General features: G+C 64.4%; 10 protein-coding genes. 4 read left to right on the top strand and 6 right to left on the bottom strand.

The genetic code is table 11. The annotated features are described in order from the left end of the window. Window positions 1-3 precede the first annotated feature (3 nt). From ltnD to mdeB, 3 genes are all read right to left on the bottom strand, one after another. Window positions 4-924, bottom strand: a complete 921-nt coding sequence (ltnD, locus tag VLK31_RS13670; protein ID WP_409168951.1) for an L-threonate dehydrogenase — start codon at window positions 922-924, stop codon at window positions 4-6. A 239-nt stretch (window positions 925-1163) separates the two neighbouring features. Beyond that, window positions 1164-2957, bottom strand: a complete 1794-nt coding sequence (locus tag VLK31_RS13665) for a S10 family serine carboxypeptidase-like protein (RefSeq protein ID WP_409168950.1) — start codon at window positions 2955-2957, stop codon at window positions 1164-1166. A 329-nt stretch (window positions 2958-3286) separates the two neighbouring features. After that, a complete protein-coding gene (gene mdeB / locus VLK31_RS13660) occupies window positions 3287-5950 on the bottom strand; it encodes an alpha-ketoglutarate dehydrogenase (RefSeq protein ID WP_409168949.1) in 2664 nt (887 codons plus the stop codon). A gap of 105 nt (window positions 5951-6055) precedes the next feature. On the opposite strand from mdeB, the gene VLK31_RS13655 reads away from it, so the two are divergent. Beyond that, the gene (locus VLK31_RS13655) at window positions 6056-6529 is read left to right on the top strand and encodes an Lrp/AsnC family transcriptional regulator (protein WP_409168948.1); all 474 of its coding nucleotides are present in this window, start codon (window positions 6056-6058) and stop codon (window positions 6527-6529) included. Between the two features lie 36 nt (window positions 6530-6565). Here the strand turns inward: VLK31_RS13655 and VLK31_RS13650 are convergent, their stop codons facing one another. Together VLK31_RS13650 and VLK31_RS13645 are read right to left on the bottom strand one after the other, a co-directional pair. Then, on the bottom strand, window positions 6566-8821 hold the full coding sequence (locus VLK31_RS13650) for a PhoX family protein (RefSeq protein WP_409168947.1): 2256 nt from the start codon (window positions 8819-8821) through the stop codon (window positions 6566-6568). A gap of 171 nt (window positions 8822-8992) precedes the next feature. Continuing rightward, a complete protein-coding gene (locus VLK31_RS13645) occupies window positions 8993-10153 on the bottom strand; it encodes a murein transglycosylase A (protein WP_409168946.1) in 1161 nt (386 codons plus the stop codon). On the opposite strand from VLK31_RS13645, the gene VLK31_RS13640 reads away from it, so the two are divergent. The 3 genes from VLK31_RS13640 (at window position 10152) to VLK31_RS13630 (ending at window position 11832) form a co-directional block, all read left to right on the top strand. Further along, entirely contained in the window at window positions 10152-10325 is a 174-nt protein-coding gene (locus VLK31_RS13640; protein ID WP_409168945.1) for a hypothetical protein, read from the top strand. The two genes, VLK31_RS13645 and VLK31_RS13640, sit on opposite strands and share 2 nt — an antisense overlap. Window positions 10326-10523: 198 nt before the next feature. Then, window positions 10524-11183, top strand: a complete 660-nt coding sequence (locus VLK31_RS13635; RefSeq protein ID WP_409168944.1) for an OmpA family protein — start codon at window positions 10524-10526, stop codon at window positions 11181-11183. An 88-nt stretch (window positions 11184-11271) separates the two neighbouring features. Continuing rightward, complete coding sequence (locus tag VLK31_RS13630; protein WP_409168943.1) at window positions 11272-11832, top strand: OmpA family protein; 561 nt, start codon at window positions 11272-11274, stop codon at window positions 11830-11832. Between the two features lie 4 nt (window positions 11833-11836). On the opposite strand, the gene VLK31_RS13625 is transcribed toward VLK31_RS13630, so the two are convergent. Further along, window positions 11837-12463 carry a response regulator transcription factor gene (locus VLK31_RS13625; protein WP_409168942.1) on the bottom strand — a complete coding sequence of 209 codons (627 nt, stop codon included), beginning with the start codon at window positions 12461-12463 and terminating at the stop codon, window positions 11837-11839. Window positions 12464-12541 lie beyond the last annotated feature (78 nt).

The raw sequence follows: 12541 nt of genomic DNA, 5'->3' as shown, positions 1-12541 counted from the left end.
GGTTCAGTCTTGTTTCTTGGGCGCGGGCAGTTCGATGCCCGGAAAGATCTTGATGACGGCGCTGTCGTCCTCGCGCGCATGGCCTGCGGTAGACGCCTGCATGAACATCTGGTGCGCGGTGGACGACAGCGGCAGCGGAAACTTGGTGGCCCGCGCCACGTCGAGCACCAGCCCCAGGTCCTTCACGAAGATATCGACGGCCGACAGCGGCGTGTAGTCGCCCGCGAGCACGTGCGCCATGCGGTTCTCGAACATCCAGCTGTTGCCCGCGCTGTGGGTGATCACCTCGTACAGCGCGGCCGGGTCCACGCCTTCGCGCAGGCCCAGCGCCATGGCCTCGGCGGCGGCGGCAATGTGCACGCCGGCCAGCAGCTGGTTGATGACCTTCACCTTGCTGCCCGCGCCCGCGCTGTCGCCCAGGCGGTAGACCTTGGCGGCCATGGCGTCGAGCAGCGCACCGGCCTTTTCGTAGGCGGCGGGGGTGCCGGCGGTCATCATGGTCATCTGGCCGCTCGCGGCCTTGGCGGCGCCGCCGGAGATGGGCGCGTCCAGGTAGAGCAGGCCGAGTTTTGCGAGCCGTGCTTCGAGTGCCACCGACCAGTTCGGGTCGACGGTGGAGCACATCACGAACAGGCTGCCGGGCTTCATCGACGCGGCGCAGCCCGGCGTGGTGCCGTCACCGAACAGCACCTGCTCGGTCTGCGCGGCATTGACCACCACGCTGACGACCACGTCGCACTGCGCGCCCAGCGCGGCCAGCGTGTCGCAGGCCGTGCCGCCGTCGCGCGCAAAGGCTTCGGCGACCTCGCGGCGCACGTCGAACACATGCGGCGCATGGCCCGCGCGGCGCAGTGATTGCGCCATGCCGGCACCCATGGCGCCGAGGCCGACAAGGCCGATTGCAGGGGAATGGGTGATGGTCATGAGGGGAGCTTTCCAGGGTGAAAGGGCGGCCGGACGACCCGGTGCTTCGCCGCCATCGGGTCTGACAGGGGTTCATCCAATTTAGCCGAGCAGCTTCACTTCCGGACACGGCGTCTCGCATTTCAACCTCGTGCCCATCGCTCATCGATTCGCCGGGGGCTCCGGCCAATAAAAATAACCCGGCCGCGCTCAGCGAGCGGCCGGGTCAGTCAGGCTTTGCCGTGCGCAAAGCCGCTCGTTCACATGCTGGGGACAGGGGGTTTTTGGGCGTCGATATAAAACTTGTCCAATTTCTTCCGCAATGAAATTCTCGCTTGGTCGTCCGCATAGATCATGTGGCCGCCTTCGTAGTTTTCATGCGTGTAGTTCTTGTCCATTTGCTCCTTGGGAACCACTTCGAAGACGGACATCATGTCCCATTGAATATGCGCTGCCGTCACTATGGCATCGTAATAGCCGGCCATCGTGAAAACCTTCATGGCCGGATTCAACAGCATTGCCTTCGACAGATGAATTGTCGAATCGGGAAATTTCAGCTTTGTTTTGTCCGGATAGGTCGTCTCGATATTCCAGGCCGGGTTGATCGAAGTGCCAATTCCCACATAATCCGAGACGGCCGTGTATTTCAAATCGTGATACACATAGGAATTCAAGATCAATCCATATGCTCTCAGGTCATTCATGGAAGGATCATAAATCAAATAATCCTCGCTCGGCTTTGGTGAGGGCCCGCTCATTACTTTTCTGGTGTCGTACAAGCCCAATGTTTTTCCAGGCATGAGATTGAATGCCATAACCCTATTTAACGGGCCATTAAGCACATGAGCAAAAACTAAAGGCGAATTAAATCCCGCCCCATCATCGACGGAAACGCCAACCGAACCCACGCCCCAGATTTTGGCGTCGCCAGTATATTTTTTCAATTCAGGAATGAAAATTCCAGCATCTTTTGTAAAAAGGGTTTCCGTCTCCGCATTGCTGCTGAAGTCGACTTTCCATTTTTTCTGAACATCGAAAAGAGGCCCAAAAATAAAGTCATTTACCGCTGCAAAAACATCTGGCATGGATTTCTCCGCCAAGACCGGATCTTTGAGCAGGCCGTGGTATCTGGCCGTTGCAGCAATAGTTGGAAGGGTGAACATGGGGCGCGGACTGCGGCGATATTCCCCTGTAAAACCCGCGACCCGATTTTCGTAAAAATTCAGCGCCGGTGCTTGCAGCACCAACCCGCTCAATTTAATGTCGTGATTGGCTTGCAACACATAACTCATCATGGCCGCCCGGGGGCCGCCATAAGATTCGCCGTAAAGAAATACCGGCGACTGCCCGCGATCATTGACTTTCACGTAGCGACCGATGAAGGCCGAGAGCGAACGGTTGTCCGCGTCCACGCCCCAGAAACTCTTGTTTGCCAAGGGCGCAATTGCAATTGAATAGCCGACGCCCACCGGGTCCATGAAAACCAGATCGGTTCGGTCCAGCAGGGTTTCGGGGTTGTCTCCGAACCGCACGTCCGCAGGCCCGGTAACCGTTTTGCCGCTCAAGGTGAATACCCGTTTGGGCGCAAACGACCCCATGTGCAGAAACGTGGAAGAAGAGCCGGGGCCTCCGTTGAAGATGAAGGTCACGGGTCGCTTGCCGGGCTGTTCACCGTCCAGCGCATAAGCGGTGTAGAAAATGGCCGCCTCGGGCGCATTGGAACTCTTGTTGCGAACGACCAGATGGCCGACGGTTGCGGTGTAGGTTCGATTCTTGCCGTCCACCTTGATCCGCTTGTGCGTGACCGCAGCCTCTTCGCCATGCTCGCTCGCATTGCCCTCGGCTCGCATGTCGTATTGCCGATTGTTGGCGTAGGGCTTGTCTTCGGCGAGCGGCGGCAAGGGGCTGTCGACAGCGGCGGCCGTGACAGGCTCGGGCAGCAGAACGGGCGGGGCCGCATCGCCGCCACCGCCGCATGCCGTCAGCACGCAAAGACAGGATGCACAAAGGCCCAGCAGCAGCGCGTTACTTCCATCTCTGGAAAAGATCGTCATCTTCGTATTCCTCCGGTTGGCATTGAGCTCGCTCCTTGTGGGAGCAATGCGACGCTTGACAAGCATCGGCAGCAATTTTTCGCGGCAGGAATATTTCGGATACTTTTTTTAACTTAAAAAGTTCGCAAATTCGTGAATTAATTTGCGGTGCGCTCATTTCATTATTATTGGCAATGTTGACAGCCAATAATATTCTTCGCCTTATAAACAGAAGTTGATGGTTGTTTCCAATTCGGCGTGCGATTTTGCCCGCGGCAATTTCAACGAAATTGCAATCGAAGCGGCCGCATTCAATCTCTTGCAGGCCTCCTGACTCAGTTCAGCTCGGATCAGCCAAGCGCGTACCGCGCCGCGTTGGCAATGCTCCGCGCATCCACCCCGAAAAACCCCCGCAGCGCCGCGCGCGTGTCGCTGCGCCCAAAACCGTCGGTGCCCAGCGTGAGGTAGCGGCGGCCTTCGGGCAGGAAGGCGCGCACGCTCTCGGGCACGGCGCGCACGTAGTCGGTGGCGGCGACGATCGGGGCCTTGCTGCCCTTGCCGAGCTGCTGCGCGATGAACGCGGTGCCGGCCTCTTCACCAGCCAACGCCCGCTGCTCGCAAGCCACGCCGTCGCGCGCCAGCTCGCTCCAGCTCGTCACGCTGAACACCTCGGCCTCGATGCCTTCGTCGGCCAGCAACTGCGCGGCCTTCACCACCTCAGTGAGGATCGCGCCAGAGCCCATCAGCGTGACCTTCTGCCTTGCCTTGCCCGAAGCCGGCGTAACAGGCGCATACACACCGAAGCGATAGCACCCGCGCAGGATGTTCCCTTCCGCACCCACGGGCACATCGGGCTGCGCGTAGTTCTCGTTCATGAGCGTGACGTAATAGAAAACGTCCTTCTGCTCGACCATCATTTCGCGAATGCCCGCGTCGACGATCACCGCCATCTCGCCCGCGTAGGCCGGGTCGTAGGCCTTGCAGTTCGGAATGGTCGCGGCCACCAGGTGGCTGCTGCCGTCCTGGTGCTGCAGCCCTTCGCCGCCGAGCGTAGTGCGCCCCGACGTGGCGCCCAGCAAGAAGCCGCGCGCACGCTGGTCGGCCGCGGCCCAGATGGCATCGCCCACGCGCTGGAAGCCGAACATCGAGTAGTAGATGTAGAAGGGCAGCATCGCCAGCCCGTGCACGCTGTAGCTGGTGGCAGCGGCCGTCCAGCTCGCGATAGCGCCGGCCTCGCTGATGCCCTCTTCCAGAATCTGCCCGTCGGTGGCTTCGCGGTAGCTCAGCACCGAGCCGATGTCTTCCGGCGCATAGCGCTGGCCCACGCTCGAATAGATGCCGACTTGCTTGAACAGGTTGGCCATGCCGAAGGTGCGCGCCTCGTCGGCCACGATGGGCACGATGCGCGGGCCCAGGGCCTTGTCTTTCAGCAGGTTGCCCAGCATGCGCACGAAGGCCATGGTGGTGCTCATCTCCTTGCCGGCCGCCGCCGTCGCAAACTGCGCGTAGCTCGCAATGTCGGGCTTGGGCACCACGTCGCAGGCGGTCTCGCGGCGCGGCATGGCACCGCCCAGGGCTTCGCGGTGCTGGCGCAGGTAGCGCATTTCGGCGCTGCCTTCTTCTGGGCGGTAGAAGTCCATGGCGGTGGCCTGCGCGTCGGTCAGCGGCAGGTTGAAGCGGTCGCGAAATTCGATGAGGTCCACGTCGCCCATCTTCTTGTGCGAGTGCGTGGTCATCTTGCCCTGCGCGGCGCTGCCCATGCCGTAGCCCTTCTTGGTGTGGGCAAGGATCACCGTGGGCTGGCCCTTGTGCCGGGCCGCCGCGGCATAGGCGGCATGGATCTTCACCAGGTCGTGGCCGCCGCGCTTCAGGCGGTCGATCTGCTCGTCGGTCATGCCTTCGGCCAGGCGCGCGAGCTCGGGGTTCTGACCGAAGAAGTTGTCGCGGTTGAAGCGGCCGTCCTTGGCGGCAAAGGTCTGCATCTGGCCGTCGACGGTTTCGGCGAACACGCGCGCCAGCGCACCGCTCACGTCCTGCGCGAAGAGGCCGTCCCAGTCGCTGCCCCACACCAGCTTGACGACGTTCCAGCCCGCGCCTGCAAACAGCTTTTCCAGCTCGTCGATGATGCGGCCGTTGCCGCGCACCGGGCCGTCCAGGCGCTGCAGGTTGCAGTTGACGACCCACACCAGGTTGTCGAGCTTCTCGCGCGCGGCCAGGGTCAACGCGCTCATCGATTCGGGCTCGTCCATTTCGCCGTCGCCAAACACGCCCCACACCTTGCGGCCTTCGCAGTCGAGCAGGTTGCGGTGGGTGAGGTAGCGCATGAAGCGCGCGTGATAAATCGAGCTGATGGGGCCGATGCCCATCGAGCCGGTGGGGAACTGCCAGAAGTCCGGCATCAGGTACGGATGCGGGTAGCTGCTGAGGCCGCGTGCGCCGCTGCCCTCTGTGAAGGCCGGCGCCGTCAGCTCCTGGCGGTAGTGCTTCAGGTCTTCTTCGCTCAGGCGGCCTTCGAGGTAGGCCCGCGCATACACGCCCGGTGCGCTGTGCGGTTGAAAGAACACCAGGTCGCCGCGGTGCTGCTCGCTGCGCGCGTGAAAGAAGTGGTTGAAGCCGGTCTCGAACAGGTCGGCCGCGCTCGCATAGCTGGCGATGTGGCCACCAAGCTCTCCGTACGCCTGGTTGGCCTTGGCCACCATGGCAAGGGCGTTCCAGCGCATGAGCGAGGCGAGCTTTTCTTCGATGGCCAGATCGCCCGGAAACGGCGGCTGGTCTTCGGCCGCGATGGTGTTGACGTACGGCGTGGCCAGCTCGGGCTGCCAACCGATGCGCTGCTGGCGCGCCAGGCGGGCCAGCTCCACCAGCATCTGCCGGGCGCGCTGCGGCCCCTGCGTTTGCGCCAGCGCCAGGAAGGCGTCACGCCATTCGGCGGTCTCGGCGGGGTCGGGGTCGTGAGACAGCGAGGTGTCGAGCAACAGGGCGCGCATCTGGTCGGGCGAGATCGGGGCGTTCATACCGGCACTTTAGGCCGCACGCACAAGAATTAGCTACCGGCGCGCGCAATTCCATGCCGACGTTGCAACATAAAATTTTTTAAAACAAATTGGAGACAGCATTTCATGCAACTCGACGCCATCGACCTGCGCATTCTTGACGAGCTTCAGCGCGACGGCGCGCTGTCCAACGTGGAGCTGGCGCGCCGCGTGCACCTGTCGCCTTCGCCTTGCCTGTCGCGGGTGAAGGCGCTGGAAACGCAGGGCGTGATCGACCGCTATGTGGCGCTGGTCAACCCCAAGGCGCTGGGGCTGGGGCTGAACGTGTTCATCTCGATCAGCCTGCGCACGCAGAGCAAGCAGTCGCTGGCCGACTTCGAGCAGCGCATTGCCGAGCACGACGAGGTGATGGAGTGCTACCTGATGACGGGCGACCGCGACTACCTCATTCGCATCGCGGTGGCCGACATGGCGGCGCTGGAGAAATTCATCATGGAACAGCTCACGCCGATTCCAGGAATCGAAAAGATCCGCTCCAGCTTTGCGCTGAAGCAGGTCAGGTACAAGACGGCGCTGCCGTTGCCGGCGGCGCCGTCCTGAAGCTTCGACAGATGCGAAGCGCTGGCCTGCAGGGCCTTACAGACCGATCAGGCCGCCGTCGTTTCGGGTGATCACCACCGTGGCCGAGCGCGGGCGGCTCTTGGCGCCGTCCGGCCAATGGCTGAGGAAGGTGTTCGGATCGCCGATGGTCTTGGAGTTTTCTCCCGGGTGCTGAATATTCACGAACAGCGCGCGGCCGTCGCCCGACTCGGCAATGCCGGTGATTTCGCAGTCCACCGGGCCGACCAGAAAGCGGCGCAGGCCGTCGGTGCCGGGTGCCTTGCCCACGAAGGTCGCCTGTGTCGCGGTGGTGGCGCCGTCGACGTTGGTGATGGTCTTGGCCGCGCCGTCACCCACGGTGCCGGGCAGTGCCGCAAGCAGCATGCAGTTGGTCACGTCGGTGTACTTGCCGTCGTCGGTCTCCAGCCACAGCAGGCCGGGGGCCGCCTGGCTGAACCACATGCCGTCGGGGCTGGAGAAGTCGTTGTCGCCACCCAGGTTCGACACGTTGATGTCCGCCGACGCGGTGGAACGCGCGCCGAACAGGTACACGTCCCACTTGAAGGTGACGGCAGCGGGGTTGCCGCCGGTGTCCGCAAAGCGAATGACGTGGCCGTTGGGGTTGCCCTTTTGCGCGGTGGCGCCCTTGGGGTCGTTGTAGTAGCGCGGGTTGGCGGCGTCGGTGCCAACGGTGTTGTTGGCGCCACTGATCGTGCGGGCCGAGTTGTTGGTCAGCGTGAGGTACACCTCGCCGTTCTTCGGGTTCACGGCCGTCCATTCCGGGCGGTCCATCTTCGTGGCGCCAGCCGAATCGGCGGCCAGACGCGTGTTGATCAGCACATCGGCGGCGTCGGCGAACGCGTAGTTCGCGTTGGCGGCGGTGATGCCGTTGACGCCCAGCTTCAGCTCGAGCCAGTCGCCGCTGCCGTCGGCCTTGAACTTGGCCACGTACAGTTTGCCGTCGTCCATGTACTTGTCGCCCGCCGCCGTGCCGCCGCCGACGTCGGCCGCGTCCCAGGCCTTGGTCGAGACGAACTTGTAGAGGTACTCGTTCTGCGAGTCGTCGCCCATGTACCAGACGAGCGGCTTGCCGACCACGACCGGGCCCAGGCAGGCGCCTTCATGGCCGAAGCGGCCGAGCGCAGTGCGCTTCTTGGGCATGCTGTTGGGATTGAACGGATCGATCTCGACCACCCAGCCGTAGGTGTTGGAGCCGTTGCGGTAGTCGTCCAGCGCGGTTGCGCCGATGACTTCGGTGTTCCAGCGCGCGTGGATGTCGTCGCCGCCCGTGACGGTGGCCCAAAGTTCGCGCCCGGTGCCGGCAACGCCGTAGCGGCTGAAGCTGGTGACTTCCTTCGGGTTGGTGCGCTTGGCGTCGTCGGTCGCCTTGATGCGGCGGAAGTAGCCGGCCCAGTTTTCTTCGCAGGTCAGGTACGTGCCCCACGGCGTGGTGCCGTTGGCGCAGTTGTTGACCGTGCCGCGCGTCTTGCTGCCGTCGGTCGAGTACCTGGTCTTCAGGTAGTCGGTCTTGGCGGCGGGGCCCGAGAAGCTCATCTCGGTCAGCGTGTGCACGCGGCGGTTCAGGCTGGAGTCCTGCTTGTAGCTCCAGGTGCTGCCGCTCTTGTTGACCTCGATCACGCTCACGCCGTGCAGGTAGAACTCGCGCAGCACTTCGCCGGCAACCGTGCGCACCGCGGCATTGCCGGTGCCGCTGATGGTCTGGCCGGCGGGGTGCAGAAACAACGGCGTGATGGCTTCGTGGTTCATTACCAGCAGGCCGCGCGACGCGTTGGTGGCATCCCACTTGTTCGACGCGTTCATGCCGAAGAAGGTCATGCCGTCGTGGTGGTCGCCGGCGCGGCGGTCGTAGGTGGCGGCTTCGTCGCTGCCGTCGTTCTTGTACGCGGCCACGCCCGAGGCAATCGGGTCGCCCAGGCGGTAGAGCACGCTGGCGGTGTAGCCGACGGGCACGCTGACCACGTCGTCGAGGCTCTTGGCCACGGCACCGAAGTTGAGCTTGAGCGGGGCTGGAGCGGGTGCGGGCGAAGGTGCGGGCGGCACCGGTGCCGGTGCCGGCGCGGCAGGCAGGATGGGGAAGGCAGCGCCACCGTCACCACCGCCGCCGCAGGCCTGCAGCAGGGCCGTGCCGGCCGTGCCCACGCCCAGGCCGAACAGGCGGCGGCGGCTCAGGCGCGAGGCGATCAGGTCGGTGAACGACGGGTTCGACGTGGGGTTGGTGCCGATGTCGTCGAGATCGACCAAGGGATCGTCGGTGCGGGTGTTTGCGGTCATGCGCAATGTCTTTCTTCGTGGGATGGAATGAAACCAGCCCGCGAAGTTAGGCAATTCGTATGACGCTTCTGTGAATCGCTCAGCTTCTCGTCAGGTTGATTTGAGCCACCCGACGGTTTTGCGCGATCAATGCGCGGTCAGTGCGCGGTCAAATTACGGTCGATGCCGCGCTCAAGGCGCCGGCAACTGCCGCGGCCACAACGCCCACAGCCGCAGCGGCTGGTTCATGCTCGCGGCCAGTCGTCCGGCGTCCGCGCCGGTGCCTGCGAAGTAGTCGGCGCGCACGGCACCGACGATGGCGCTGCCCGTGTCCTGCGCCACCACCAGCTTCTGCAATTGCGCAGCCGGGCCGTTGGACGCAAGCCACACCGGCGTGCCGTACGGAATGCTTTCGCGGTCGACCGCAATGGAGCGCCCCGCCGTCAGCGGCACGCCCTGGGCGCCGCGCGGGCCGAAGGCGGCGTCGACCTCGGTCATGGTTTCTTCACGGAAAAACACGTAGCGCGGGTTGCTCCACAGGAGCTGCGGCACGCGCTGCGGGTTCTGCGTGGCCCAGGCCTTGGTGTCGTCGGGCCACTTGCCGACCTTGCTCACGCCCTGGCCCATGAGCCACTGCTGCACGCTGCGGTAGGGCTGCTCGTTGGTGGCCGCGAAGGCCATGCGCACGGTGTGCTGGTAGCCGTTGGCCTCGGTGATGCGCAGCCGCCCCGAGCCCTGGATGTGCAGCATCAGCGCGTCGATGGGGTCGGCCATCCACGCAATCTCGCGCCCGCGCAGCGCGGCCTGGGCCTCTGGCAGGGTCTCGATCTCCTGGCGGGTGTACCAGGGGCGGCGCGGCGCCAGGCCGTCGGGCGCCTGGTAGATCGGCACGTTGAAGGTGGCGGTGGGCACGCGCGAAGCCTCGTACACGGGCTCGTAGTAGCTGGTGAGCTTGCCTTCGGTCTGGCCGTTGAGGGCTTCCACGCGGTAGGGCTGCAGCCGGTCGGTCATCCACTGGCGCTGCTCTTCGGGCGTGGCGATGGTGAGCTGGCGCACGTCGCGGCACAGCGGCGCAAAGGCGGCGTTGGGGCGCGAGCAGTTGGCCAGCAGCGCAATCCAGGCTTCGTGCAACGGGTCTTCGCCGAAGCCCGGCAGCTCCGACCAGCCGACCGGCACCCAGCGGCTCTTGGGGTGCGTGAGCGAGCCGGTGAGCGGACCAAGGTCGCGCGGCGGGGCGATGGCGGCGGGGCGGGTGGGCGCATCGGGTGCGTACGGTGCGCGCGGGCCGGTGGAACAGGCCGCGAGCGTTGCTACGATCACAAGCCCGACCAGCCACTGGAGTCCATTTCTCATGGGTTTGATTCTGCTTGAAGCCCTCGCCGCGGGACTTGTGTTCATCTTGATCATCTGGTGGACCATGTTTTCCGGCCGCAAAAAGGGTGAATTGCACGAAGAGGACGATGCCGACGCCAAGAGTGACGCCAAAGGCGACGCCACCCCCAGGAACCCACCGCCCAAACCGTGACTTCCTTGTGTAGCCCGATGCCGTCGCAGCGTGTCGGAAAAGCACCTCAATGCTATTACTTTAGTAGCAATCATCGTAGCATTCATGGGCGATTGCGAAGCTTTTCTTATTTTCCATAGGGCTTTCAGGCCGTACCATCGCAGGCCCCCCCGGCGCTAAGCTGTGTCCCGTTTGACTCAACCTTGAAAGGGCAACGCCATGAAAAAATTCGTACTCGCCACCTGTGCCACCGCCATCGTCCTGTCCGGCTGCGCCGGCGGCATGAGCGACACCCAACGCAACACCGGCATCGGCGCCGGCATCGGTGCCCTGGGCGGCGCGGCCATCGGCTCGGCCACGGGCGGCAACCGCGGTGCCATCGGCACGGGCGCGGTGGTCGGCGCGGCAGCGGGCGCGCTGGGCGGCTACCTGTGGTCGCAGCGCATGGAAAACCAGAAGCGCCAGATGGAAGCCGCCACGCAAGGCACCGGCATTGCCGTCACGCAAACCCAGAACAACGAGCTGAAGCTGCAGATTCCGAGCGACGTGTCCTTCGACGTGGGCCGCGCCAACATCAAGTCCAACTTTGCGCCGGTGCTCGACCAGTTTGCCAACGGCCTGCGCAACAACCCGAATGCAGAGGTGCGCATCATCGGCCACACCGACAGCACCGGCTCTGACGCCATCAACAACCCGCTGTCGGTCGACCGCGCGGCCAGCACGCGCGACTACCTGGTGGCGCGCGGCGTGAACGCGGCGGCCTTCCGCATCGAAGGCCGCGGCTCGCGCGAGCCGATTGCCGACAACAACAGCGACGCCGGCCGGGCGCAGAACCGCCGCGTCGAAATCTACGTGGGTGAACGCGCGCCGCAACGCTGATCGGCACGCTCCCCGCACCGGGAAACCGGCCGCGTCGAAAGGCCGGTTCCCGTCACCATTCCATTGGTCCAGAGAGAGAGGGAAATTCATGAGGAAGTTTGCATTTGCCAGCGCGGCCACGGCCGCGCTGCTTTTCATTGCGGGCTGCGCATCGCAGTCGCCACCGCCGGCAAGCCCGCCGCCCGTCGAAGCGGCGGCACCGGTCAACAGCTGGACAGCCCGCCTGGCCGCACTGAAGAGCGACCTCGAAACCTCCACCAAGGGCACGGGCGTGGTGATCGAGCAGACCACCGACAACCAGCTGCACGTGGTGATTCCGAACGAACTGTCGTTCGACACCGGCCGTGCCAACGTCAAGCGCAACCTGGCGCAGGTGCTGGACAAGGTGGCCGCGGGCCTGAAGAGCGCCACCGCCGCCAGCGTGCGCGTGATCGGCCACACCGACAGCACGGGCAGAGAAGAGGGCAACGAACGCCTCTCGGTGAGCCGCGCGGACAGCGTGCGCAACCACCTGGTGGGCCGAGGCGTGTCGACCACGGTCATCACGACCGACGGCCGCGGCTCGCGCGAGCCGCTGGCCGACAACGGCACGGCAGCAGGCCGCGCGCAAAACCGCCGCGTCGAAATCTTCGTCGCTGAAAAGGCCTGAGCCTTTAAAGGTCCCTGAGTCGGTTCGCCAATTCGACGGCCGACTTCACTTCCATCTTGTCGAACACGCGCGCGCGGTGGACCTCCACCGTGCGCACGCTGATCGCGAGCTGGTCGGCAATCAGTTTGTTGGGCAGACCCTCGACCACCAGGCGCATCACGTCGCGCTCGCGGTCGGTCAGTTCGGCAATGCGCTCTGAGAGGCTTCGGCGCAAGCGCTGCACTTCCAGCGCCTGCAGCGACGCATTCAGCGCATGCTCGATGCGGTCGACCAGGGCGTTGTCCGAGAACGGCTTCTCGCAAAAATCGAAGGCGCCGCGCTTCACCGCGTCGACGGCCGTGGGCACGTCGGCATGGCCCGTGAGAAAGATCACCGGCATCGACGGCAGCAGGCCGCGCTCCACCAATCGGTCGAACAGCACCAGCCCGCTGGTGCCGGGCATGCGCACGTCCAGCAGCAGGCACAGCGGCTGCGCGGGCAACGGGCCCTGGTCGAGGAACTGCTCGAACGCCTCGGCGCTGCCGAAGTGCTCGCTGGCCAGGCGGCGAGAGCGCAGCAGCCAGGCCAGTGCCTCGCGCACGCTGGCGTCGTCGTCCACGATAAAGATCAAGCCATCGATCAGCGGTTGCATAGCAATTCCAAAAAAGAACGGGTGCCCTTCAAGGGGCACCGCGGAACCGGCTTTGCCGGGCCGCAGGTGTCGCCCCCT

The organism is Variovorax sp. H27-G14 (assembly GCF_046156345.1).
GTDB lineage: Bacteria > Pseudomonadota > Gammaproteobacteria > Burkholderiales > Burkholderiaceae_C > Variovorax.
The sequence above is the reverse complement of the archived record's forward strand: the minus strand, read 5'-3'. Positions and strand labels throughout refer to the sequence as shown.